This window comes from Acidithiobacillus ferrooxidans ATCC 23270 (assembly GCF_000021485.1).
Lineage (GTDB): Bacteria > Pseudomonadota > Gammaproteobacteria > Acidithiobacillales > Acidithiobacillaceae > Acidithiobacillus > Acidithiobacillus ferrooxidans.
This window is the reverse complement of sequence record NC_011761.1, coordinates 727,120-750,906: the sequence shown is the minus strand read 5'-3', so window position 1 is coordinate 750,906 and position 23,787 is coordinate 727,120. Positions and strand designations below refer to the sequence as shown.

The window sequence follows — 23,787 nt, the reverse complement described above, 5'->3', positions numbered from 1 at the left end:
CAGTTTGAACGCAATCTGTTCGGCGGTTTTATCCACGCCGCCAAAATCAGCGTGGACGGTCACAGCGTTCGTTGGAGCGCATCTCTTTTGTGCTATAGTGCATGCGTGCAGTGGTGCATGTCATGGAGGCTATCATGCAGAACGTTAAAACGATTGGGAGCAATGGCCAGATTTCTTTTGGCAAACGGTATGCGGGCCGTCAAGTATGCGTGGAAGAACAAGAGCCCGGGGTATGGTTGGTACGAACCGTGAAGATCATCCCTGACAATGAGCTTTGGCTGAACACGCCCAAGGCGCAAAGCGATCTGCAACGTGCTCTGGCTTGGGCATCGGCGCATCCGGCGGATGATACCGACACCCCGCACGCTCTGGATCAAATGATCCGTGGGTGATCCGGTTCGTCTGGACCTGAATAATCCGGTATTCCAGGAAAACCTGCTTGCCTTGCCCAAGCCAGAACGCCATTCTGCCCTGGAGACCTTGAGAAAGATTTTGCACATGACCTGGGATCAGGTCTACCGGGATAAGGGGTTGCGATGGGAGAAAATTCTGAGTGTGACGCCGCCCAAAGGTATTGCTGCCATCTACTCGCTACGGATCACGCAATCCCGCAGGGCAACCGCCTACCGGGATGGAGACTACTTGCGGTTTTTAACCGTTGCCCCGGACCACGACGCCACTTACGGTAAGAAATGAGATGAAGCGAGAATGTGGCGCTGGCTTACGGGGAGCTCACCAGGTTCCATAGCGGTCATCATTCTTTTGAGGATTATCGCTTTAGTCGTCAGCAGGCTGGGCGATTTTTCTGGGCTGAACGCTCTGGCCGACCAATGGTGAAACCTTCGACGAAGACCCTTCCGGTTAGTGGCAACCATCCAGACCTTCCTGGCGGTTCTGTTTTTACTTGAAGATATCGCTGGTTCGATAAGATAAGCGAGATAACCCATGCGCATTGCCTACGCCTCCGACCTCCACCTGGAGTTCGATTCATCCCTCACGCTGACCGGCCTTTCCGGTGCCGACGTGCTGGTCCTGGCCGGTGATGTGGACACCATGCCGGAGTATTACGCGGAGTTTTTGCGCAAGTTGCGTCTGGCCTACGCCGGTCCCGTGATTTTTGTGCTGGGGAACCACGAATATTACCATGGCGTATTCCCCGATGACCGGCAGAAGTACCGGGACGCCATCGCCCATGACCGCCAGGCGTTTCTGCTGGAAAACGAGTCGGTGGTGATCGGTGGCACCCGTTTCCTGGGTGCTACCCTCTGGACGGACTTCGCCAGCGGGAAACAGATGCGCAACTGTCGGCACATGATGTCCGACTTCGAGGTGATTCATGATGGGCTTGCACCCTGCCAAGGGCCGACGGTGGCTTTTTCCAAACGATGGCGACATGGCGATGCCCGTTTGCCGTATTCGTGACTGTCACGTTTGGAGTTGGCAACCCTACAAGGCGCTCTGTATGGTCAATATCCAAGGCGAGGCATTGCCTTTCCCACGGCTGATTTGGCTGAATTTCACGATGACGAAGCGCCGCTGATTTCTCCCTGATCCTGGTACCTCGCGACAGATCATCCGAAAAATAGGGCTTTTGCGGCATTCGCGTCACCATCAATTATTGGTCGATTTCTTTTGGTTTTCTGCGTGGTGATGTCTTTCCTTTCGGCGACCGTGGAGCCTTGGAAAAGACAATGGCTGATAGGTTCTCTACTGGCATGGCACTGCTCCGTGTTATCGCGGGGGTATGAAGCAGATTTGGCGTGGCCTCTGGCAGGCCAAAAATCGGGGAAACGGTCAACCTTGACCAGCGCATGCGGAACTTATCTCAAGGTACGGGAGATCCGGAGAAGTTCAGCGTGGTGTACTCCAAACGCTTCACCGAAGTCGTCTTGGCCGAGAGTCACCGTCAATTGCGGAGCTTTGGACATGCTGCACGATGTGATGAACGGTGGCCGGACCCACTGACTCCCAAAATTGCACCGTAATTGCACCACACTCAGGATGGGAATTTAGAGGAATATCAGGGAATGAAATTCCTCATATCTAACTGATATTAAAAGATATAATTCATCACATCATTGATGCTAAACGTGCGTTTTTGGCCTTCTAAGCCGTAGGTCGGGGGTTCGAGTCCCTCCAGGCGCACCATATAAGACACTGTATTTCCTGAATATTTACCATCATGGATGACGTTCTCCGCTTTTCTTTGGGACACCCGTCCCCCATCGGTCGGGGATTACGACCCCGACGGGCGCCCCCACTGTGGAGCAGCCTGGATTTCCTCTACAGTCTGCTTACCATTCAAAGCAGTTGGGGCGTATCAATAAACGCGACGCGCACGTTATATATTCTGAGTAGGCGCGCCAAAGCCGTTTGTGTGGGTTTATGTGCGCAAAGGCACGCCAGAAACTCGGTATGCCGGTGACGGTCGCGCCATGATACGTTTGATGCGGCTCGACCACGTGAGACGTCGCAAGATAGTTAAGGACAGGCATGCCGTATTATTTAATACTTATGGCACAACGGCTGCCCGGAAAATGGCGCCAATCCCAGATCCGACCAGGAGGCGGTCCTTATGACCATCCATCCAGACCCGACAAACACCCCCGGTATTCCGGAAGTCCTCCGGCAATTGCAGAGCGATCCCCAGCGCGGGTTGTCGGCGGCGGAGGCCGCCCGTCGCCTGGCCCAATATGGGGCGAACGCCATTCCCGAAAAACACCTCAGCCCGCTCCGCCAGTTTCTGGGCTATTTCTGGGGTCCCATTCCCTGGATGATCGAAATCGCCGCGGTGCTTTCCGCCGTGGTGGCACATTGGGCGGACTTCGCCATCATCACGACCCTCCTGCTGGTAAACGCCGGCGTGGGCTTCTGGCAGGAACACAAGGCTGGCAACGCCATCGCCCTGCTCAAACGGAAGCTGGCGCTGCGGGCGCGGGTCCTGCGCGACGGCCTTTGGCAAGAGATCGCCGCGCAGGACCTGGTGCCGGGCGACACCATCCTCCTGAAGTTGGGAAACATCATTCCCGCCGACGTGCTGCTGCTGAGCGGCGATTACCTCAGTGTCGATCAATCGGTCCTGACGGGGGAATCCCTGCCGGTGGACAAGGGGCGGGGGGATAGCGCCTATTCCGGTTCCATCGTGGGCAAGGGCGAGATGCAGGGTGTGGTGACGGCAACGGGTCTGCAGACCTTTTTCGGCAAGACTGCGCAACTGGTGGAGCGGGCGGAGAGCGTCTCCCATTTCCGCAAGGCGGTGCTCGCCATCGGCAACTTCCTGATCGTTTCGGCCCTGGTCCTCATCGCGGTGATCCTCTTCGTGGCTCTGGCGATCCGTCATGAACCCATGATCCGGACGATCCTCTTTGCCCTGATCCTGACCGTGGCCGCCATCCCCGTCGCCCTGCCCGCCGTTTTATCGGTGACCATGGCTGTCGGGGCGGAGCGGTTGGCACGGCTGAAAGCCATCGTCTCGCGCCTGGTGGCCATCGAGGAGATGGCCGGCATGGATGTGCTCTGCGCCGACAAGACCGGTACCCTCACCCAGAACCGCCTCACCCTCGGTGAACCCGTGGTGATCGGGGCCCACGATGCAGATGAGCTGATCCTCGCCGCCGCTTTGGCCTCCGAGCGGGATACGGGCGACCCCATCGACACCGCCGTGCTGGGCGGTTTGCCCGCCTCCGCCCCGTTGGCTTCCTATTCCGTCCTGAAATATCAACCCTTTGATCCGGTAAGCAAGCGCAGTGAGGCGGAGGTGGCGGCAGGCGCCGAGCGCTTTCGCGTAGCCAAGGGCGCCCCGCAGGTCATCCTGGATCTGGCGCAGCCGGATGTCGGCACCAGGCAGACGGTCACCCGCCAGATCGATGCATTGGCGGAAAAGGGCTACCGTACCCTGGGAGTGGCACGAAAGGATGGGGATGGCACCTGGCGCTTCCTCGGTCTCTTGCCCTTGTTCGATCCACCGCGGGAAGATTCGGCGCAAACCATCACGGCGGGCCAACGGATGGGGATCGACATCAAGATGGTCACCGGCGATCACTTGGCCATCGCCAAGCAGGTTTCCACGCTGCTGCATCTGGGGCAAAACATCGTTCCGGCCGAAGCCCTCTCCACCGATGTCCGCACCGCGCAGACCCAAGCCGAACAGGCCGACGGTTTCGCCCAGGTCTTTCCGGAGCATAAGTTCGCCATCGTCAAGGCATTGCAGGCCAGAAACCATATCGTCGGCATGACCGGAGACGGCGTCAACGACGCCCCCGCGTTGAAGCAGGCCGACGTCGGCATCGCCGTCAGCGGCGCCACCGACGCCGCCCGCGCCGCGGCCGATCTGGTGCTCACCGCACCCGGCCTGACGGTCATCGTCGACGCCGTCGAGGAGGCGCGCAGGATCTTCGCCCGCATGAACAGCTACGCCATCTATCGGATCGCCGAGACGATCCGGGTCCTGCTCTTCATGAGCCTGTCGATCCTGGTATTCAACTTCTATCCGGTCACCGCGGTGATGATCGTCATGATCGCCCTACTCAATGATTTTCCCATCATGATGATCGCTTACGACAACGCCCCCACGGCGCCCCAGCCGGTGCGCTGGGACATGACACGAGTGCTGATCATCTCCATCCTCCTCGGCGTGCTGGGCGTCGTCGCCTCCTTTTCCCTGTTCTGGATTGCCGAAACCTACCTGCATTTGCCGGTGGGCGTCATCCGCACCCTGATTTTCCTGAAACTGCTGGTGGCTGGCCACCTGACCATCTTCCTGACCCGCAACACCGGCGCCATCTGGCAGCGGCCCTGGCCGAGCTGGAGCTTTTTCAACGTCACCATCGCCACCAAGGTCATCGGCACCTTCGCCGCCGTCTACGGCTGGCTCATTCCCCCCATCGGCTGGGGCTATGCCCTGCTGGTATGGGCCTACGCCCTGGTCTGGTTCCTGATCAACAGCGGGGCCAAGATCATCGCTTATCGGGCGCTGGACGCCTATCGCAAGTCGTCAACGCGTTGAAACGGATAGCCAACTGCTGAGTAGTATGACCGGAGACGGCGCCAACGATGTGCCGATCATGGCCATCGCCACCGACAACACCTGGCTGGATCCGCAACCTGTACCTTGGGACATGCATCATGTCCTCACGTCGTCCACCGTATCGGGGCTTATCGGAACGGTATAGAACCCATAAGGTCCAAAAAAACCGACAAGGCGCGGGAACGCCTTGCCGGGTTGGGAATGGCCATAAAACTCCTCCAAATCAGTTGAGAGGATGAGAGGGGCTTATAGAGCAGATCCCAATCCGGTCTCTGTTCAAAAACCGTATGGGTCATAAAGCCTATTCCCAAGCCAGCCTTTACCATGGCTCCCACGGATTCCACATCGGACACCTCAATGAAGTGCGCGGGTACAATGTTTTTTTGTCTGAACGCCTTCTCCAGTCTCCTTCGAACTCCGGAAGAAGGTTCTCGCCATACCACAGGAAAAGGCTGTATGTCTTCCAGGCTCAGCACCGACACTGATGCCAGGGGATGGGTTTTGGGCATGACCGCGACGATTTCACCGGTCAACCACGGTTGTATTTCATAACTATCGGGTAGATGCGGTATATCCATCTCTCCTTCAAAAAAGAAGACGTCCAGTTCGGAAAGATTGATGTCTCCCCAATAGGTCACACCGCTTTTTATGTAGAGATTGACCCCTGGATTCTGGCTTTGAAAACTTTGCAAATATGGCGGTAGTAAATAATTGGCAATCAGACTGGTAGAAGCGATGCGAAGTTCTCCCGCTTGCAGGGATTTTTGGCGCATGAGCAGATTCTCGATGTCTTGTAACTTGGCGCGCAACTGCCGGATATCAGGAATTAATGCTTGGCCAACGGGTGTCAGATGAATGCCACCGCCCTCACGGACATATAAAGGCTCGCCAATTTCCCGCGTCAGTTTATGCAGGCGTTCCGAGATGGCGGGTTGTCCCCGCCCCAGGCGTAGCGCGGCTTCGCTGACACTGCCGGCTTCTGCAACCGCGAGGAGGGTCAGCAACTGCTCGGCATCCATTGTCATCGGGTACTCCGATATTGTTTTCGATTAAATCGATTTGCTTTGGCAACAAGAATAGCATATTTTTTAAAGCGAATCCCCAGAGCGTACTGATGGCCAACGATTCTTTCCTGCCCGCCGATATGGATACCCTCGTCATGGAACGCGACGTCCAGGGATGGCAGGGGGTGTTTCGGACGAACCCGGCCTTTCATCTGGTGCTGGCGTTCTTTGTGGGGATTGTCGCGGGCTTGGGTGCGGTCGCTTTCCGACGCCTCATCGGTCTGATGCATAATGCCTTCTTCTTCGGTCAGATTTCCTCACGCTTTGATGACTTGCGGCATTCCGCAGCCAGCTTCTGGGGTTTAGGGGTAGTGCTGGTCCCCGTTCTCGGCGGACTGGTGGTGGTCTGGCTCGTCCGGACTTTTGCGCCAGAAGCCAAAGGGCACGGCGTACCCGAAGTGATGGATGCCATTTATTATGGGAGCGGCGTTATTCGGCCCGTGGTGGTTCTGGTGAAGGCGCTCGCGTCTTCTATCAGTATCGGCAGTGGCGGATCGGTAGGACGGGAGGGGCCGATTATTCAGATTGGAGCCGCCTTCGGCTCCAGCCTGGCCCAGTGGTTGCGGTTGCAAGAATGGCAGAGACTGGGGCTGATTGCGGCGGGAGCGGGCGCCGGCATTGCCGCGACGTTCAACACACCGGTGGGCGGCATATTGTTTGCGATCGAGCTCATGCTGGTTGAAGTCAGTGCGCGAACCCTTGTTCCGGTCATGATCGCCACAGGTACCGCCGCCTTCGTATCACGCCTGTTTCTGGGTGATTATCCGTCGTTTATCATCTCTCAGCACATCATCAACCGGACCATGCACCAAAGCGCCGGTGCCTATGCCGCCTATGTTCTGCTCGGTCTTTTGGCGGGCGGGGCCGGCCTGCTGTTCACAAGCAGTCTCTATTGGACGGAGGATCGCTTCGAGCGCTGGATCAAAAATCCCTACGCACGACACGCCGCGGGCATGCTGGGCGTAGGCTTGGTCATTTATTTCATGATCACCTTTACCGGTCACTACTATGTAGAAGGCGTGGGTTATGCGACGGTTCAGGATGTTCTCGACGGCGCCATTACGCATCCCGGTTTTCTCCTGCTCCTGCTTTTACTGAAGATCCTGACTTTTTCCGTTACACTGGGTTCCGGAGGGTCGGGTGGTGTATTCTCTCCCTCACTGTATGTCGGGGCAGTCCTGGGCGGGCTATATGCCGTCATCGCCAATCATTTACTGCCGGGAATCGGGATCAGTATGACCATCGCGGCCGCCTTGGGGATGGCCGGGATGGTCGCCGCGTCTACCGGTGCCGCCGTTACTGGTGCCGTGATGATTTTTGAAATGACCAGCGACTACCACATTATCATCCCCTTGATTATCGTTGCCTCTCTGGCCTTTGGAGTCCGTCGATTGATCACCAGGGAGACGATTTACACGCGCAAACTGATCCGCCGCGGTCATTTTATCCCTGAGGCGCGGCACAGCAATCTCTACCTGATGCGTCCGGCTGGAGAGTTTATGGAGACCCCGCTGATCCGGGTAAAAGGTAGCAGGACGCTGGCGGATATTGCGGTACTGCTCCATCGCGGCCGTGAAATACCACACATCCTGGTCCTCGAAGGGACGCAACCCCGTGCGGTACTGACCGCCCCGCGCGTGCGTGAGCTGCTGCGACACCGACAAACCTCGACCCCCATAGGGAATTTTGCCAGCGAGGATTGGTTTAGTGTTCCTGTGGATTGCCAAATATATGACTTGGTCGCCAGATTCCGTGCCACCCATCAGGAATGCGCGCTACTCTGCCGGATCGATCCCCCGGAACATCACGAAGATGTTATCGCTATTGTGACGATTGAGGATGTGCTGGCCTACACCTCCCTGCCCATGCGCTTGCTACGCCCTCACGCGGCGCAATGATGGAGCATGTTGATTGAAACCTTCCGCATGGTTTCATCGCAGTTTTGAGCCGCATCACGAAGGTCCTGGTTTGATTTTGCTGGGTGCCGGAGTGGGTTTATTGGCTGGGCTGGGTGCCGTACTTTTCCATTATCTCATTGCCGGCATTCATAATGCAGCGATTTTAGGCACTTATGGTATTGTGCAAAACGCACGGGAACATACTCCCGTCTCCCCGTGGGGCGCTTGGATTATTCTTGTGCCAGTGATCGGTGCCCTGCTGGTAACGGTGCTGGTGCGCAACTTCGCACCGGAAGCACAGGGTGCCGGTGTCAGCCAAGTACTACGTGCGGTGCATGCCGATCGGGGCCAGATGCGGCCGGTGATTGCGATCATGCGACCGGTAGCGACAGCCATCACCATTGGCACGGGCGGTTCTGCTGGCCGCGAGGGCCCGGCCATGCAGTTCGGTGCCGCTATCGGTGCCCTGGTAGGGTACCTTTTTCGGGTGCCGGATCACCGGCGCATCCATTTGTTGGGTTGTGGTGTCGGTGCCGGTATCGCCGCCGTCTTCAATGCCCCTCTGGGGGGATGGTTTCTGGCCATGGAAGTGATCGTGCCCGACTGGCGGCCCTGGACCGTCCTATCCACACTCGTGGCAACAGCCTCTGCCAGTTGGGTGACGCAGGAGGTGTTCGGGAGCGGCCATCTCTTTGCCCACGCCTATATCAGCCATTGGAATGGCAGCCTCATGTTGCCGACTTTTGCCGTAGTGGGCAGTCTCATGGCACTGATGAGTCTTGGTTTTATTCGGCTCATGGATCGTGTCGATGCCTACAGTCGGAAACGGCTACAAAATCCTTATGCGCGCCATATGTCCGGTATGTTGCTGGTGGGTATCCTGCTCTATGTCACCTGTCGGTTGACGGGCCATTACTACTTGATCGGCGGCAGCTATGCTGGGATATCCGACATATTGCTCCACCAGATGCACTGGCCGCTGCTCTTGCTGCTTTTGCTGGCCCTCAAGGCCATAGCGACCAGCCTGACGATCGGTACCGGTGGTTCCGGGGGAATTTTCTCGCCTTCCCTGTTTATGGGGGCCGCACTCGGCAGTTGTTTGGGAATGCTCCTGGAACCCATTATCGGTGTTCCGCATCTGGCGGCCTTGTTCGCCTTGTGTGGAATGGCCGGCATGGTGGCGGCCACCACCGGGGCTTTGCTCAGTGCGCCCGTGATGGTGGTGGAGTTAACTGGAAACTACCATGTTCTGCTGCCGGCCATGGTGACGGCCCTGACTGCTTTTGCGGTGCGCCGTGTGTTTTTGCAGGACAGCATTTATACCCTGCCACTGCATCGCGAGGGGCTTCCCGTTCCTGAAAACCATTATATTGTCGAAGAGAAAATGGATGACAAATGATCCGCACTTCCCATACGCCACAACCTCATTTTTTGAAATGAGTTACCCATTTGAGATGATGAGGGGAACCAAAAAGATCATATCTTGTCCATAGCCCACAATGGGGCATAAAATGATAAGGTAACCAACAATGACATACCGCAATGCCTGTCGCTGTTTCTTGGTTTTATATATGGTTTTACCTGGGTGCTCCGGTGTGGTTAAGCAATAGAAAACGAGGCTTACGTAAAAGCTATTTAAATCCAATCAACAAGTAATCAATCATTCGTTAATAATGACCACAATAACCCTAGATAAGGATAAATATGACTACCTCACAAAACGCACTGGACGGGCGTGAACGCCGATCCATTATTGCCTTGGCCGGAATATTTGGTTTACGCCTGCTCGGCTTGTTTCTGGTATTACCGGTGTTTTCCGTCTATGCCCACGGATTGCATGGGGCAACGCGCCATCCAGTACTCATTGGCATTGCTCTGGGTGCTTACGGCCTGACTCAAGCCATTTTCCAAATCCCCTTCGGCAGACTGTCAGATAAGTGGGGTAGAAAGCCTGTCATTGCGGCGGGACTCCTCATTTTTGCCGTTGGCAGCGTTATCGCCGCACAGGCCACCAGTATCGAATGGCTGCTGGCAGGGCGAATCATACAAGGTGCAGGTGCCATAGCCGCAGCCATCATAGCGCTCACCGCGGATCTGGTGCGCGAAGAACGCTGGACCAAGGCTATGGCCACTATCGGCATCACCATTGGCATCAGCTTTAGCGTGTCGCTGGTGTTATCCGCGCCGTTAGCACAATGGATTGGGGTGCAAGGGATATTTTGGTTGACGGCGGCGCTGTCCATCCTCGCCATCGGCGTGCTCTACAAGGTGATTCCGGATGTTCCGGCACGTTTCCATCGTGATGCCGAAATAAACCCTGCCGCACTGAGGGACGTACTAAGGAATCCCAACCTGCTCCGTTTGGACTTTGGTATATTTTCACTCCATACAGGGCTGACGGCGCTCTTCGTGGTGCTTCCGCTGGTGCTCATTGATCCGCAGCATCCTCTCCTCTCTGAGGCGGATCAGTGGATGTTGTACCTCCCGGTCATGCTGCTTTCCTTTATAGCGATGATCCCCTTTATCATTGTCGGTGAGGCCAAGCATCGCCTCCGGGAAGTCTTTGTGCTGGCGATCGCGATCCTGTTGGCTGCTGTCGCCTGGATGGCACTTTCCAATCACAGCATCTGGTCCATTGCCATCGCGCTGTTTCTGTTTTTTGTGGGTTTCAACGTGCTGGAGGCAAGTTTACCTTCACTAGTGGCCAAATTCTGTCATCCAGGTGCCAAGGGAACGGCCACTGGCGTATATACCACGGCGGAGTTTCTAGGAGCATTCACTGGCGGTTTGTTGGGAGGGTTACTTTATTTGCCCGGTCAACACAACTACAGTGATGTCTTCTGGGCCGTAGCGGCCATCTATTTGATCTGGTTAATAGTGGCGCTCACGATGCAGCAGCCACGTTATGTCGCCACCAGGATATTTCCTCTTCCTGCCGATAGTCAAGACAACAATCAACTCACCCGGCAACTTCTGCAATTGCCTGGAGTGGTGGAAGTGGCAATTTTTCCGGATGAGAATGCGGTGTATTGCAAGGTAGAGAGCAAAATATACGATGACGATCGGGTGCGATCCATTATTGGATATGCAAACCAAACATAGAGGAGATGAATAACGAACGACGGAGCATGGGTTTATTGGATTGGTCAGGTTTCGGCTGCCATCCTACATCAGGTACGCGGTGATCCTGCCTGCCGTGCGATTTTTGGGAGCAATCAGGTCACCCAGATGATAGACACTAGAAGCTCCCTCACGGTAATTAAATAAGTGCTACCAATGACCACATGAGCGTTGTCACTCAACAGATAATTGGGGGGACTTGAAAATGTCAAAAACAATGACAAAAGCGATAGAGTATTTTTTATTTTTTAGCATCACACCAGCAGTCGGAATAATCGTCTATTTTTCATTTAAATTTTTTGGAATAGATATCGCTTTTAAATACATTATATATTTGTTGATATTGATTCTCTTTGTGAAGATTATTATTGGCGGAGTAGTTATCACTGTCCTCAAAAAAGCTAAAGACGACTGATTTCCATAATAGCTGACGGCCTGAATCCGCACTGTTACGCCCCTTGATCGATCAGGATGTCTCCGTGCTCTTTTATGATCTCACCAGCATCCCCAGTGAAGGTTTGGCCACGGCCCCCAGGACATCGCCCGGCATCGGTTCGGCGGTGGGGATTTGAAGCCACCCCTATGGGCGTCTACACTGAAAAGGTATTCGCCACACCATCTTCCCGGCGGCGCGGGCGTTTCCAGAGGGAGATCTGACCCTGATGAAAGAAGATCCGCAGGCTATTGAAAAATCGGCCGCCGCTTCCATCCTTGGTCCCGGTGCCGTGCCCATTGTCCTCCGGGTCAATGGCGAAGCCCACGCCCTGCTGGTCGAACCGCGCACCACCCTTGCCGAAGCCCTGCGCGGGCCCCTGGGCCTCACGGGCACAAAGATCGCCTGTAATCAGGGGGCCTGCTCGGCCTGCAGCGTCTGGCTCGACGACCTCGTGGTTGCCTCCTGCAGCATCCTGGCCATCGAGGTGGGGGAACGGCGGGTCACCACCATCGAAGGGCTGGCCGCGGACGAGGGACTGCATCCCGTCCAGGAGGCCTTCGTCGCCCATGATGCCGTGCAATGCGGCTTTTGCACCCCCGGCATGGTGATGAGTTGCGCCGCCCTGCTGGCAGAATACCCCCACCCGGGCGAAGCGGAGATCCGGACCGCCATCAGCGGCCATCTCTGCCGCTGCGGAACCTATCCCCATGTGATCCAGGCCATTCTGGCCCTGGCCGAGGCGGAAGGAGATTGAGCATGGATGACGAACTCCCGCGGCGCCGGGAGAAATTCCCCTTCGGCCTCGCCCATCTGGGGCTCGATGCGGTGGAACGGGAGATCCCTGCCGACGAGCCGCCGCCATTGGCGCCCAATGCCGCACTGACGCAGATCGGCAAGGATATACGCCGCTCGGATGCCCGGAACAAAGTCACGGGCGCGGCCCTATATACGGTGGATGTGCATCCGCCGGGAATGCTCCATGCGGCGGTGTTGCGCTCGCCTTTGCCCCATGCCCGCATTCGCTCCCTGGATCTTTCCCCGGCCGCCGCGCTGCCCGGCGTCCATGCGGTCCTGACCGTGGTGGAGCCCCCGGCGGATGGCGCCTCCATGGTGCTCCGCTATGTCGGCCAACCCGTCGCCGCCCTGGCGGCGGACACGCCGGCACTGGCGGAAGCGGCGCTGCGCCTGATCCGAGTGGAGTACGAGCCCCTGCCCTTCGTCGTGGACCTCGAGGGGGCCAGGCAGGCGGATGCGCCCCTTGTTTACCCGAACGGCGAACGGGAGAATATCCCCTCGGCCGGCCTGCCCGCGGCAGCCGGTGATCTCCCCATCGCTGGCAATATCCGGGGGCCCGAGAGCAAAGGCAGCCGCGGCGACATCGATGCCGGTTTCGCCGCCGCCGAGATCGTGGTAGACGGAACCTATCATACCCAGGTCCAGACCCATTGCTGCCTGGAACCCCATGCCATCGTCGCGGCCTGGCACGAGGACGGTCTCGACGTCTGGATGTCCACCCAATTCACCGCCGGCGTGCGCGCCCAGTTGGCCCGCCATTTCCAATTGCCCCTTTCCCGCGTCCGCGTACGGGCCGAGGCCGTTGGCGGGGGGTTCGGTTCCAAGTCGCAGATTGGACTTTACGGGCGCACGGCGGTAGCCCTTTCCCGGCTGGCGGGGGCGCCAGTGCGTCTGGTTCATCGCCGCGACGAGGAACACATGGACACCGGCAACCGCCCTTCCAGCGAACAGCATCTGCGCATCGGAGCCCGGCGGGATGGCACCCTGACGGCGCTTTCCCTGCATTCCTACGGCAATGCCGGCATCGCCTTCGGCGCCGGGGTGGGCAATATGATCACCGCCCTGTACCGCTGCCCCCATGTGGAATCCCTGCAGTACGACGTTTTCACCCATACCGGCCCTAGTTGCGCTATGCGCGGCCCCGGCAACACCCAGGGCGCCTTCGCCCTGGAACAGGGCATCGATGAACTGGCGGAAAAACTCGCCATGGACCCCCTTGCCCTCCGCGATGTCATCGACCCCAGCCCCGTTCGCCGGGAGGAACGCCGCATGGGCGCCGAAAGAATCGGCTGGACGCAGCGCAAGCCGCCGGGGGCTGATCAGGGGCCGGTCAAGCGCGGTAGGGGCGTGGCGCAATCCCTGTGGTCCGCCAATGTCCAGACCAATGCCGCCTGCGAGCTACGCCTGTGGCGGGATGGCCGGGTCGAAGTGCTTTCCAGCGTGCAGGACATCGGCACCGGAGTCGGTACGGTCCTGGCCCAGGTGGTGGCCGAGGAGCTGGGTCTGCGGCCGGAAGATATCCACGTGCGCATCGGGGATACCGAATTTCCCTCGGGACCACCTTCCTACGGCAGCCGTACCACCGCCTCCATCACTCCCCCTGCCCGCACCGCCGCCTGGCGGATCAAAGAGGCCCTTTTCCGCTCCGTCGCCTCGGCTTGGCAGGTGGATCCGCAACGATTGACCGTGCAAGACGGCTGGATCCATTTGCGCGATGCGCCGCAGCGGCGCATCTCCTGGCAGGAGGCTGCCGCCGCCCTGCGTACCGACCGCATCAGCGCCTTTGCCGGGCGGAGCGATGACTATGCCGGTTTCCGCAGCCGCTCGGGCGATGCGGCCATGGCACTGAACGACTTGGGTGGAGTCCAGTTCGCCGAAGTGGCCGTCGATACGGAGACGGGCGTCATCCGCGTGGAACGAGTGGTGGCCGTTCAGGACTGCGGCCGTCCCATCAACCCCTTGCAGATTGAAAGCCAGGTGCAAGGAGGCGTACTCATGGGCCTTTCTTATGCGCTGCTGGAGGAACGGATCCTGGATATCCACACTGGCTGGATGCTCAACGCCAATCTGGTCGATTACAAATTGACCGGGGCGTGGGACACCCCGCAGATCGAGGTGATACTGCTGGAAAATTACCAGGGATTTAGCGCCACCGATGCCTACGGCATTGCCGAACCGGCCAACATCGCCACCGCCGCCGCCATCGCCAACGCCGTCTACAACGCCGTCGGCGTGCGCATGCGCTCCTTGCCCATGACGCCCGCAAAGGTACTCCATGCCCTCGGAGCCGCAGGCGGGGGGCCGCGCTGATGGAAGCCTTCCAGTGGCAACAGGCTCGGTCGCCGGGGGAAGCCGCAGCCCTGGTCACCCAGACCATGGCCGAGGCGATGCTCACACTGCAAAATACACCGATCGCACAACAGGCCATCCTGGTGAAAGCCGGCGGGGTGGACATGCTGGACCTCATGAAGGAAGGCCTGGTCAATCCCCTGCGTCTGGTGGACATCAGCCGATTGGCGGAACTGCAGGGCATCTCCCGGGGGAGCGACGGCGGTCTGCGCATCGGGGCGCTGACTACCCTGGCCCAGATCGCCGCTCACCCGGGTCTCCGCCAGAGCCATGCCGCGTTGGCACAAGCGGCCGCCATGGCGGCCAGCCCGCAAATCCGCAACCGCGCCACCCTGGGCGGGAATCTGCTGCAACGGCCGCGCTGCTGGTACTTGCGCTCCGCCGCCCATCACTGCCTGCGCAAGGGCGGTGGACACTGCTTCGCCTTTACGGGCGACAATCGCTACCATGCCGTTTTTGCCAACCACGGCTGCGCCATCGTCCATCCCTCGACCCCGGCCACCGCGCTCCTGGCTTATCACGCGCAGGTGGAACTTCTTCACCCGCAAGGACAGCGGCGGCAGGTTTCGCTGGAGGATTTTTTCGTTTTGCCCGAAGCGGACATGCACCGGGAAAACATTCTTGCGCCCGGGGAGATCCTGACGGCGGTATGGCTGCCGCCCCAGATGCAGACCAATCGCTCCATTTATTTCCAGGTTGCTGAACGGGAAGCCTTCGATTGGCCCCTTGCGGCCGTGGCGGTGGTCGTGGATCTCGACGCGGCCGGCCTTTGCCGGGAGGCGAGTATCGTGCTCGGTGCAGCGGCGCCGGCGCCCTGGCGGGCGAGACAGGCAGAAGCCCTGCTGACGGGGGCGATCATCCACGGGGAAACGGCGGAGGCGGCGGGAGAAGCGGCGCTGGCGGGGGCAACACCCTTGGCGCAGAATGCCTACAAACTACCCTTGCTGGCAACCTTGGTGCGCCGTGCCGTGCTGGCTGCCGCCGCCTTGCCGCGGGATCCGCGGCCGTAGCCTAGAAAAGGGCGATCCCTCAACGGGCAAATCCACTTGATCATGGAGCCGGTTCCACTGTGCCTCGGCCCATGCCCGCAGATTCGCAGAAGGCCAGGTCTTCCGGGGTATCGATATCCCCATGTATGCCGGGGTCCGCGCACGGGTATAGGCGCAACTCGTCGAGATGCCGCGCCACGATGGGCAGCGGTGCGCGCGCCGGCGCTGGAAAATATCGTCCATCGCATCTCCGGGGCGGTACGGAACTCCCTTTGAAGGGATCACGCCCTTACCCATGAATACCAAGGATCATGAAATGGCCGATAGCAGACCCAGACAGGATGGAAGCGGCACCCGCAGTCGCGCATCCCTCCTCTTGCGGATAATCGGTCAGTTACCAGGATTCGCTGCCCTCTTTCCACCGCCGGTGTCTCTGGAGACCCGGCTGGCGACCTTTCCCCGCAAGGGTCTCCCCTGCGAAGCCCCAGTACGGATCCGCTGGAATCCCTATCAGGTGCCCTATATCCAGGCCCGAAGCGACCACGATCTGGCCTTTGTACTGGGGCTTGTCCACGCCCACCTGCGCGAGGGCCAACTCGCCCTGCTCAAGCACGCCGCCCTGGGACGTTTGGCGGAGATCTTCGGCCCGCCGGCGACCGGGATCGATGAACTGTTGCGGATCCTCGATTTTGGTCGTGCGGTGGATGGGATCATGGAGCAGATGCCAGCGGACACCCATGCCTGGCTCGGCGCCTTCGTTGCGGGACTAAACCATTACCAGGAAAAGGCCGGGCCTCCTCCGCCGGAATTCGCCCTGTCGGGGTTGCGGCGTGAACCCTGGACAGTGGCGGATGTGCTCACCATCAGCCGTCTCATGGGGACCGATGTCAATTGGCTCGTCTATTTCGCCCTCCTGCGCGAGGAGGGAAGGCCGGACTGGCCCCGCATATGGGCGCGGGCGCGGGAGGCGGGTGTGGATTCCGCGACCAGCTTTCGCGCCTCGGATGATGAGCGTGTCCTATCCAGCCTTTTCTCGGGCCTCGGTCGTTCCGGGAGCAATTCCGTGGTCTTGTCGCCGTGGAAAAGCACCAGCGGCGGGGCGCTCATCGCCAGCGACCCGCACCTGGGGGTTTCCCTCCCCAACGCCTGGCTCTTGCTGGGCGCGCAATCCCCCTCCTATCACGTGGTGGGGCTCATGCCCGTCGGGGTCCCGGTCTTCGCCCTGGGACGCAACCCCTTTATCGCCTGGGGCGGAACCAACCTGCGCGCCCTGGCGAGCGATCTCTTTGGCGTCGGCGGGATCGATCCCGCCAGCATCCGCAGCGAACCTTTCCTTATCCGCCGCCGTTTTTGCTTTCCCGCCCGGCGTGTCCGCCGTTATACCCCCTTCGGACCCATCCTCAGCGATGCGCGGTTGCTGCCCCGGGGCAGCGGGAAGGATCTGGCCCTCTCCTGGGTAGGACATCATCCCAGCGATGAAGTCACCGCCCTTTTAGCGGCGGCCCGCGCCCGCCATTGCGGGGAGTTTCGCGCGAGTTTCACCGAATTCGGCGTACCCGGGCAAAATCTGCTCTGCGCCGATAGCCGGGGAAACATCCTCCAGATTCTCGCTACGGCCATCCCGGCGCGGGAGGAGACGAGCTATCCCGACCTGCTGCGGGATCCCGCCGATCCCCGTACCCACTGGACGGGGATCATCCGGACGCCCCAGCTCCCCTATGCCCTCAACCCAAGCGAAGGCTATCTGGCCTCGGCCAATAATCGCCCAGTGGAAAGCGATATCCTGATCGGGCTGTTTTTCACCGACAGCGACCGGATCACCCGCTTGAGGAACATCCTCAGCGGGCAAGAGAAATTCTCCCGGCAAGACCTGACGCGACTGCAGACGGACACACGCTCGCCCGCAGCGCAGCGTCTGGCAAGGGAGCTCGCGCGCCTCATCCGGAAAGCAGGGCAGACGGAGTGGATCGCCGGACGCCTCGACACCTGGGACGGTGACTACCGGCCTGATTCCACTGCCGCGGCCACCTTCGAGATCCTGCTGTATTATCTCGTCCCTGCCCTATACACCGACGGACGGAGGCAGGCAAGCGCCCTGCTCGGTCAGTGGGGCTTCCTCACGAAATACCTGATCCCTGACCTGGAGGCGTTGCCGCCGACGCGGCGGGCAAGACTTCTCCGTCATGTGTTGCGTAAAACGGCAAGACGGGCGGGGCGTTATGCGGTCTGGGGTGATATGCACCGCCTGGATGCGGCCCATTGGCTGGGAAGGCTTCCTGTCCTGGGCAAGGCTTTCCGGGTCGCCCGATTCCCCGTGGGCGGTTCCCGGGAAACCCCCATGAAAACCGCTCACGGCCTGGTTGCCGCCCCCCATGATGCCGTTTACGGCTCCCAGGCACGGCATATCTCGGACCTGTCCGACCTCGACGAAAACTATTTCGTCCTTTTCGGAGGACAGGACGGCTGGCTCGGCAGCGCCAATTTCGCGGATCAGATCGGCCTTTGGCGCCAAGGGAGTTATATTCGCATGCCCCTCCGTGCGGAAAGCATCGCGGCGGAGTTCCCCCTGTCCATGGACCTGGAGCCTGCCCCATGAGACCCGTGAATGGAACGCCCCTCTTACGCCTCTACGCGGAAAGGCGCCGGCGTCACCTGGAACGGCTCGATCCGGCCGCCGCGCAAGCACGGGAACTACGGCGACTCGTCGCTCAGGCACGACTGACCCGTTTCGGCCGCGACCACCACTTTGAAAAAATCAACAACGTCACTGACTACCAAAGGCGCGTGCCCCTGCGCCGCTATGAAGATTTCCTGGCGGAGTACTGGCGCCTACCCTTCCCGCTGCTGACGAACGTCACCTGGCCCGGTCGCATCCCCTTTTTTGCCCTCAGTTCCGGAACGACGACGGGAGCAACCAAGGCCATCCCCGTCAGCCGCGCGATGGTGCGCGCCAACCGTCGCGCCGCCCTGGATATTCTCGTCTGGCATCTGACCAGCCACCCCCACGGGCAGCCCCTGGCGGGCAAGACCCTCATCCTGGGCGGCAGCACCGCCCTCATCCGTCTGGCGAAGGGCGTCCATAGCGGCGACCTGAGCGGCATTGCGGCCAAGACCATCCCCTTTTGGGCCAGGCCCTATACCCTGCCGGGGACCCAACTCGCCCTCCTCGCCGATTGGGATGAAAAGCTCGAACGCATCGCGGAAACCGCGATCCACGAGCCCATCCGGGTGCTGAGCGGCACGCCCAGTTGGCTCCTTCTGCTCTTCGAACGGGTATTGACCCTACGGCGGGGCCAGGGGGCGGCCTTCCCCGAGCTGGAACTGCTCATTCACGGCGGAGTCGCCTTCGCCCCCTATGCGGACCGTTTCGCGGATTATCTCCGCGCCACGGGCGCCGCGACGCGGGAGGTCTATGCGGCCAGCGAAGGATTCATCGCCGTCGCTGACCGCAGTCCGGGGGAGGGTCTGCGGCTGCTGCCCGACAACGGGATATTCTTCGAGTTCGTTCCCGTGGAAGAGCTGAACGCACCGCGCCCTACCCGTCATTGGCTCGGCAATCTCGAAACCGAAATCCCTTATGCCGTCGTCCTGAGCAGCAACGCCGGGCTATGGGCCGATGTGATCGGCGACACGGTGCGCTTCGTCGATCGCCACCCGCCCCGTCTCCTGATCACCGGGCGCCTCTCCTACATGATGTCCGCCTTTGGCGAACATCTGATCGGCGAGGAAATCGAGGGGGCGGTAGCTGAAGCGGCGCAAAATCTGAAAATACAGGTCACCGATTTCAGCATGGGAGCGGAATTCCCTTCGGGTTCAAACACCAGGGGCCGCCATATCTACATCATCGAATCCGGCGTGCCTTCCGCAGCACCGGACGCACGGCAGGCCCTGGCCGGACGCTTCTCGGCCCATATCGACCTAGCCCTCAAGGAACGGAATGCCGACTACCGGGAACATCGACGAAACGATATACAACTGGATGTCCCGCGGGTCATCCTCGTCGACCCTGGGACCTTTGCGAATTGGCTGCGTACCCGCGGCAGACTGGGCGGTCAGAACAAGGTGCCGCGGGTGATCAATGACCAGGCGCTTCTTGCGGATTTGAAACGCCATGTGTTGGCGGTCCAGAAGGAATGATTTGGGGGTATTCGTAATTTCCCGTGAATAGCTGGCCGTTAAGCTGGCAAGTTTCTGAATCACTCCGGTTGGAAGCAACCCTAATTCTGGGGTAGGATTACATGGGTGGTAAGGAGGTGCATGCGATGCATGGACACAAGGTGACGAACAACAGCCTCAAGGCAAAGATGGTGAACGCCGTGATTCCGGCGTACGCCTGCGTATTTCTGATTTCGCTCCTGACCTCGGACACAGCATATGCAGAAAATACAGGCCTCAAACAAGGAGCCGAGCAGGCGGGCCAGACAGTTGGTTCAACCGTCCACAAGATCGGCCAGGCGGGAAAGGCGGTGGGGCTTGGCATCGCCCATGAGGCGGTTGATATCGGCCACGCGGCGAAGGCAGGAGCCATCGGATTTTGGGAAGCAGCCAAGGGGAATAAGCCATCCGTCACGGGAAGTACAAAGAGTCAAAAATAACAGGTTCAAGACAAATCCGACTCCGGGTTGCGCTTCATCCATTTCCATAGGAAATACATCCATTGAGCAAGCAACCACCAAATTCAGAAAAACAGTAACGGCGGATTCTGCTAGCGAACGTTTATCTTTACGATCGAGAAGGCAAGATATGTGAAACTTCTGCGCAACCAAACCGTTAAACCATTTTGTCGAAATTTGACAACCAGCAGGTTGGCAAAGTACTGGAGCGTAGCGCTCTCCATATTTATTTTTGTCGGCTACCAAATACTCACTTATCGGGGAATCTCTTCGACCCACCCGGGTGGATTGGTAGTGGTGTCCACCTTCGCACCCGTCATTATTGTTTTTTTATTTATATCGTGGCGCATGCGTTACAGAGTTATCGGCCTCATCTCCGTCATTGCCGGATGTATAGCATTGTGGCATTACCAAACTATCTTTGTGCACTACTTAAACTGGACGTACCTGATTCAAAGGAGTGGAATTTTCGCACTATTGGCTATGGTATTCGGTGTCACTTTGCTTCCCGGGCGTACCCCCATGATATCGCGAATTGCCGATCTGGTTCATGGGCCCCTGAGTGAACAGGTGGCGCGCTATACTCGACATGTGACCATGGCCTGGACATTTCTCTTCGCCACGATGACAGCTTTACCCCCGATTATTTTTATATTTTTGCCACATCATTTATTATTTCTATTGACCAATACCATCTCCCTGATGCTGGTGGCATCCATGTTGTTTGCCGAGTATATAGTTCGCTGTTGCACCATCCCTGCCGGGGAGCGTTCCGGAATGGTGGAAGGACTTCGTGCCTATTTCCATTATTCCGGCGAGAGCGCGATGAACAAACAGCAATCGCGCAATAGCAAACCCAGTCCACTACGGTAATATTCAGTCAATGGGCAACCTCCGGCCATGAACCGCCTCCCCTTGATGACCCATCAATCCGCGAGCGATATCGTAGCATTTCGTCATGGCGAAGCGATTACCGTACATCAATTCTTAGCGGACGTAGCACAGCTTCGTGCCATACTTCTTCCGGGGAAACACGTTCTTAACGTTTGCCGTGACCGTTACCGCTTCATGGTAGGTCTTGCTGCGGCCATGACTGCCAACAAAATAAGTCTGTTGCCGTCTACATATACACACGAAACCATCCGTCAGATGGTCCGCTTCGCTCCGGATGTGTTTTGCCTCAGCGATGGTGATAACGATATAGATCTACCTCAACTTTCCTTACCTGAAGGCTTCCCCGTATCGGCGGCAAATCACAATCTGCCGATCCCCCTCCTTCCGGAAACCCTACCGGTAAGTTATGTATTCACTTCCGGATCCACCGGAAGCCCTGTTCCTCATCTGAAAACCTGGGGCGCACTGGTAGGAAGCGTCCGCGCCGAAGCCCAGCGTCTGGGCTTACTTGATGGCCGTACACATGCAGTGCTTGGTACCGTTCCACCACAACATATGTACGGCTTCGAATCAACCATACTGATCGTTTTACAATGCGGAGGTGCCCTCAGTGCGCCTCAATATTTTTACCCTGCGGATATTTGCGCTGAACTTTCATTGCTGCCACGCCCACGATTGCTGGTGAGCACGCCAATTCACCTCCGCGCTTTGTTGGGTATGAGTTCCCCTTTGCCACCTGCCGATTTGCTGATTTCCGCTACGGCTCCATTGACCCAAGACCTGGCACGAGAGGCGGAAACCCGCTTCGATGCCCCTCTGCAAGAAATCTACGGATCCACTGAAACGGGCCAGATTGCCACCCGGCGCAGTGCAGAAACCGATGAATGGTCGTTATTGCCAGAACTCCGCTTGACGTCGCAACTTGGACGCGTGTGGGCAAGCGGTGGGCATGTGGAACAAGCAACGGAACTCAGCGACAGACTGGAGATTATTAACGATGAGCGTTTTCTTCTTCATGGTCGAACCGCCGACCTTGTCAATATAGCGGGCAAACGCAGCTCCCTGGCTTATCTAAACCATCAGCTTAATTCCATCCCAGAGGTACAAGATGGCGCATTTTTTATGCCCGACGACGGTGCTGCGGGCAGCGTAAAGCGCTTGATTGCATTTGTTGTGGCACCGGGAGTAGATGCTCATTCGATTTACGCCAAACTGCGTGAGCGCATCGATCCGGCATTTCTTCCCCGGCCGCTACAGATTGTGGATGCGCTACCGCGTAATAATACCGGAAAATTACCGCGCGAAGCGTTTCAGTTGCTGGTCACGACGCTCCATCATAAAGAGGAGAACAATCCTGGCACACCATGAAGTTTTATTCAGCATCCCGGCGCAACATCCGGTCTTCGCTGGTCATTTCCCGGGGCATCCCATCGTTCCCGGCGTAATGCTTATTGACGAGGTCATTCATACGGTGGAGTCTACGACTGGGCAAGCGATGACGACGGGAGGCCATATTACCATGGCCAAATTTTACAGCCCTGCATCCCCTGGGGAGGTGCTGACACTATGTTTCGATACGAGAGCAGATGCGTCCATCGCCTTTGAGATCCACGCGAACAACCGCAGGATAGCCGCTGGTGATCTATCTCCTGCCGCAAAGACCTCAACCTGCTGATGCTCCCCACAGACCAGGCGTCCATACCCCCTGACCAGCCGTCCTGGGCACAGCATCCGGAGCGCGGAAGCATGGCCATGTTACGGGTAATCACCTGGATTTCCATGAAGCTGGGCCGCCGCCAGGCCCGCCTCATATTGCATCTGATCGCCGGATACTTTCTCTTGTTTGCGCCAACGGCCAGACGATCATCTCGAGCGTACCTCACGCGGGTGCTCGGCCAACCCGCACATATCTGGCAAATATATCACCATTTTCTAACATTCTCCGCAACGATCCATGACCGCATTGATTTGCTCAACAATCGTTTCGATCTCTTTGACATACATGTACACCAGCCAGAGGCCATCGAGACGGCCGTTGCCGCCGGACAAGGGGTATTGCTTCTAGGGGCACATCTCGGCAGTTTTGAGGTGCTGAGGGGCGTTGGCCAGCGGCACCCTGGTCCCCGCGTGGTCATGGTGATGTATGAGCAAAACGCCCAGCGTTTAAATGCGATGCTTTCAGCCATCAATCCGCTGGCCAAACAAAATATCATACCCCCTGGCCGTATGGATTCGATGATCCGCGTTCAAGAAGAACTGGAAAACGGCGCATTGGTTGGTCTGCTGGGTGATCGCTCCTTTGGTAAGGAGAAGGTGCAGTCCGTTACTTTTCTGGGCAAGCCCGCCCTTTGGCCCAGCGGGCCCTTCCGGATGGCGGTGATCTTGCGCAGACCGATTTTCTTTATGGTCGGGCTGCATACCGGACCGGGGAAATATGAAATTTTTCTTGAACAATTGGCTGATTTCACTGATGTCGAACGAGACGAGCGGGAAGCAGTGGTGCATCAGACGATGGAAAAGTACGTCGGCTTGTTGGAGAAGTACTGTCATATGGCACCTTATAACTGGTTTAATTTTTTTGACTTCTGGCAATAAGGTTAAGG

Annotated in this window: 20 protein-coding genes and 1 pseudogene; 19 read left to right on the top strand and 2 right to left on the bottom strand. The window is 58.4% G+C overall.

Annotated elements, in window-relative coordinates; all coding sequences use genetic code 11:
• Positions 1 to 122: 122 nt before the first annotated feature.
• The 3 genes from AFE_RS03870 to AFE_RS03860 all read left to right on the top strand — a co-directional run bounded on the left by AFE_RS03870 (position 123) and on the right by AFE_RS03860 (position 1,422).
• A complete protein-coding gene (locus tag AFE_RS03870) occupies positions 123 to 392 on the top strand; it encodes a hypothetical protein (protein WP_111122550.1) in 270 nt (89 codons plus the stop codon).
• Complete coding sequence (locus AFE_RS03865) at positions 385 to 696, top strand: hypothetical protein (RefSeq protein WP_009566670.1); 312 nt, start codon at positions 385 to 387, stop codon at positions 694 to 696. Before AFE_RS03870 ends, AFE_RS03865 begins: the two co-directional genes overlap by 8 nt.
• 249 nt (positions 697 to 945) lie before the next feature.
• Positions 946 to 1,422, top strand: coding sequence for a metallophosphoesterase (locus AFE_RS03860; RefSeq protein ID WP_009566671.1), 477 nt, complete (start codon positions 946 to 948; stop codon positions 1,420 to 1,422).
• Between the two features lie 28 nt (positions 1,423 to 1,450).
• Here the strand turns inward: AFE_RS03860 and AFE_RS17045 are convergent.
• Positions 1,451 to 1,600 (bottom strand): annotated as a pseudogene (locus tag AFE_RS17045) (hypothetical protein); the annotation flags it as partial.
• Positions 1,601 to 1,760: 160 nt separating this feature from the next.
• Here AFE_RS17045 and AFE_RS17040 point away from each other — a divergent pair.
• From AFE_RS17040 to AFE_RS16310, 3 genes are all read left to right on the top strand, one after another.
• A complete protein-coding gene (locus AFE_RS17040; protein WP_111122532.1) occupies positions 1,761 to 1,985 on the top strand; it encodes a GIY-YIG nuclease family protein in 225 nt (74 codons plus the stop codon).
• Between the two features lie 590 nt (positions 1,986 to 2,575).
• Positions 2,576 to 5,005, top strand: coding sequence for a plasma-membrane proton-efflux P-type ATPase (locus AFE_RS03855; protein ID WP_012536380.1), 2,430 nt, complete (start codon positions 2,576 to 2,578; stop codon positions 5,003 to 5,005).
• Positions 5,006 to 5,030: 25 nt separating this feature from the next.
• Positions 5,031 to 5,171, top strand: a complete 141-nt coding sequence (locus AFE_RS16310; RefSeq protein WP_009561139.1) for a hypothetical protein — start codon at positions 5,031 to 5,033, stop codon at positions 5,169 to 5,171.
• Here AFE_RS16310 and AFE_RS03850 read toward each other — a convergent pair.
• Positions 5,155 to 6,051 carry a LysR family transcriptional regulator gene (locus tag AFE_RS03850; protein ID WP_012536379.1) on the bottom strand — a complete coding sequence of 299 codons (897 nt, stop codon included), beginning with the start codon at positions 6,049 to 6,051 and terminating at the stop codon, positions 5,155 to 5,157. The two genes, AFE_RS16310 and AFE_RS03850, sit on opposite strands and share 17 nt — an antisense overlap.
• 89 nt (positions 6,052 to 6,140) lie before the next feature.
• On the opposite strand from AFE_RS03850, the gene AFE_RS03845 reads away from it, so the two are divergent.
• The 13 genes from AFE_RS03845 to AFE_RS03780 all read left to right on the top strand — a co-directional run bounded on the left by AFE_RS03845 (position 6,141) and on the right by AFE_RS03780 (position 23,779).
• Positions 6,141 to 7,988 (top strand): chloride channel protein, encoded by a 1,848-nt coding sequence (locus AFE_RS03845; RefSeq protein ID WP_012536378.1) that lies wholly within the window; start codon positions 6,141 to 6,143, stop codon positions 7,986 to 7,988.
• A 13-nt stretch (positions 7,989 to 8,001) separates the two neighbouring features.
• Positions 8,002 to 9,387 carry a chloride channel protein gene (locus AFE_RS03840; RefSeq protein ID WP_012536377.1) on the top strand — a complete coding sequence of 462 codons (1,386 nt, stop codon included), beginning with the start codon at positions 8,002 to 8,004 and terminating at the stop codon, positions 9,385 to 9,387.
• A 305-nt stretch (positions 9,388 to 9,692) separates the two neighbouring features.
• Positions 9,693 to 11,090, top strand: a complete 1,398-nt coding sequence (locus tag AFE_RS03835; RefSeq protein ID WP_009561603.1) for an MFS transporter — start codon at positions 9,693 to 9,695, stop codon at positions 11,088 to 11,090.
• Positions 11,091 to 11,770: 680 nt separating this feature from the next.
• Entirely contained in the window at positions 11,771 to 12,298 is a 528-nt protein-coding gene (locus AFE_RS03825; RefSeq protein WP_012536375.1) for a (2Fe-2S)-binding protein, read from the top strand.
• A 2-nt stretch (positions 12,299 to 12,300) separates the two neighbouring features.
• Positions 12,301 to 14,649: a xanthine dehydrogenase family protein molybdopterin-binding subunit gene (locus AFE_RS03820; protein ID WP_012536374.1), complete on the top strand. Its 2,349-nt coding sequence runs from the start codon at positions 12,301 to 12,303 to the stop codon at positions 14,647 to 14,649.
• Positions 14,649 to 15,698, top strand: a complete 1,050-nt coding sequence (locus AFE_RS03815; RefSeq protein ID WP_009561607.1) for an FAD binding domain-containing protein — start codon at positions 14,649 to 14,651, stop codon at positions 15,696 to 15,698. Before AFE_RS03820 ends, AFE_RS03815 begins: the two co-directional genes overlap by 1 nt.
• A gap of 295 nt (positions 15,699 to 15,993) precedes the next feature.
• Positions 15,994 to 18,273, top strand: a complete 2,280-nt coding sequence (locus tag AFE_RS03810) for a penicillin acylase family protein (RefSeq protein WP_012536373.1) — start codon at positions 15,994 to 15,996, stop codon at positions 18,271 to 18,273.
• Positions 18,270 to 19,814 (top strand): GH3 family domain-containing protein, encoded by a 1,545-nt coding sequence (locus AFE_RS03805; RefSeq protein ID WP_012536372.1) that lies wholly within the window; start codon positions 18,270 to 18,272, stop codon positions 19,812 to 19,814. The genes AFE_RS03810 and AFE_RS03805 overlap by 4 nt, the downstream gene beginning before the upstream one ends.
• Before the next feature lie 125 nt (positions 19,815 to 19,939).
• The gene (locus AFE_RS03800) at positions 19,940 to 20,272 is read left to right on the top strand and encodes a hypothetical protein (RefSeq protein ID WP_012536371.1); all 333 of its coding nucleotides are present in this window, start codon (positions 19,940 to 19,942) and stop codon (positions 20,270 to 20,272) included.
• A 150-nt stretch (positions 20,273 to 20,422) separates the two neighbouring features.
• Positions 20,423 to 21,163 carry a COG4648 family protein gene (locus AFE_RS03795; RefSeq protein ID WP_012536370.1) on the top strand — a complete coding sequence of 247 codons (741 nt, stop codon included), beginning with the start codon at positions 20,423 to 20,425 and terminating at the stop codon, positions 21,161 to 21,163.
• A gap of 27 nt (positions 21,164 to 21,190) precedes the next feature.
• Positions 21,191 to 22,552: an AMP-binding protein gene (locus AFE_RS03790; RefSeq protein WP_012606651.1), complete on the top strand. Its 1,362-nt coding sequence runs from the start codon at positions 21,191 to 21,193 to the stop codon at positions 22,550 to 22,552.
• On the top strand, positions 22,449 to 22,859 hold the full coding sequence (locus AFE_RS17035; RefSeq protein WP_074874130.1) for a 3-hydroxyacyl-ACP dehydratase FabZ family protein: 411 nt from the start codon (positions 22,449 to 22,451) through the stop codon (positions 22,857 to 22,859). Before AFE_RS03790 ends, AFE_RS17035 begins: the two co-directional genes overlap by 104 nt.
• The gene (locus tag AFE_RS03780; protein WP_012536369.1) at positions 22,859 to 23,779 is read left to right on the top strand and encodes an LpxL/LpxP family acyltransferase; all 921 of its coding nucleotides are present in this window, start codon (positions 22,859 to 22,861) and stop codon (positions 23,777 to 23,779) included. The genes AFE_RS17035 and AFE_RS03780 overlap by 1 nt, the downstream gene beginning before the upstream one ends.
• The last annotated feature ends 8 nt before the right edge of the window (positions 23,780 to 23,787 follow it).

Excerpts from the sequence above, each read along its gene's own strand:
- AFE_RS03815 (WP_009561607.1), top strand. The coding sequence starts at position 14,649 with ATGGAAGCCTTCCAGTGGCAACAGGCTCGGTCGCCGGGGGAAGCCGCA.
- AFE_RS03810 (WP_012536373.1), top strand. The coding sequence starts at position 15,994 with ATGGCCGATAGCAGACCCAGACAGGATGGAAGCGGCACCCGCAGTCGC.
- AFE_RS03870 (WP_111122550.1), top strand. The coding sequence starts at position 123 with ATGGAGGCTATCATGCAGAACGTTAAAACGATTGGGAGCAATGGCCAG.
- AFE_RS03850 (WP_012536379.1), bottom strand. The coding sequence starts at position 6,051 with ATGACAATGGATGCCGAGCAGTTGCTGACCCTCCTCGCGGTTGCAGAA.
- AFE_RS16310 (WP_009561139.1), top strand. The coding sequence starts at position 5,031 with ATGACCGGAGACGGCGCCAACGATGTGCCGATCATGGCCATCGCCACC.
- AFE_RS03845 (WP_012536378.1), top strand. The coding sequence starts at position 6,141 with ATGGCCAACGATTCTTTCCTGCCCGCCGATATGGATACCCTCGTCATG.
- AFE_RS03855 (WP_012536380.1), top strand. The coding sequence starts at position 2,576 with ATGACCATCCATCCAGACCCGACAAACACCCCCGGTATTCCGGAAGTC.
- AFE_RS03780 (WP_012536369.1), top strand. The coding sequence starts at position 22,859 with ATGCTCCCCACAGACCAGGCGTCCATACCCCCTGACCAGCCGTCCTGG.
- AFE_RS03800 (WP_012536371.1), top strand. The coding sequence starts at position 19,940 with ATGCATGGACACAAGGTGACGAACAACAGCCTCAAGGCAAAGATGGTG.
- AFE_RS03805 (WP_012536372.1), top strand. The coding sequence starts at position 18,270 with ATGAGACCCGTGAATGGAACGCCCCTCTTACGCCTCTACGCGGAAAGG.
- AFE_RS03835 (WP_009561603.1), top strand. The coding sequence starts at position 9,693 with ATGACTACCTCACAAAACGCACTGGACGGGCGTGAACGCCGATCCATT.
- AFE_RS03860 (WP_009566671.1), top strand. The coding sequence starts at position 946 with ATGCGCATTGCCTACGCCTCCGACCTCCACCTGGAGTTCGATTCATCC.
- AFE_RS03825 (WP_012536375.1), top strand. The coding sequence starts at position 11,771 with ATGAAAGAAGATCCGCAGGCTATTGAAAAATCGGCCGCCGCTTCCATC.
- AFE_RS03790 (WP_012606651.1), top strand. The coding sequence starts at position 21,191 with ATGAACCGCCTCCCCTTGATGACCCATCAATCCGCGAGCGATATCGTA.
- AFE_RS17035 (WP_074874130.1), top strand. The coding sequence starts at position 22,449 with ATGCGCTACCGCGTAATAATACCGGAAAATTACCGCGCGAAGCGTTTC.
- AFE_RS03820 (WP_012536374.1), top strand. The coding sequence starts at position 12,301 with ATGGATGACGAACTCCCGCGGCGCCGGGAGAAATTCCCCTTCGGCCTC.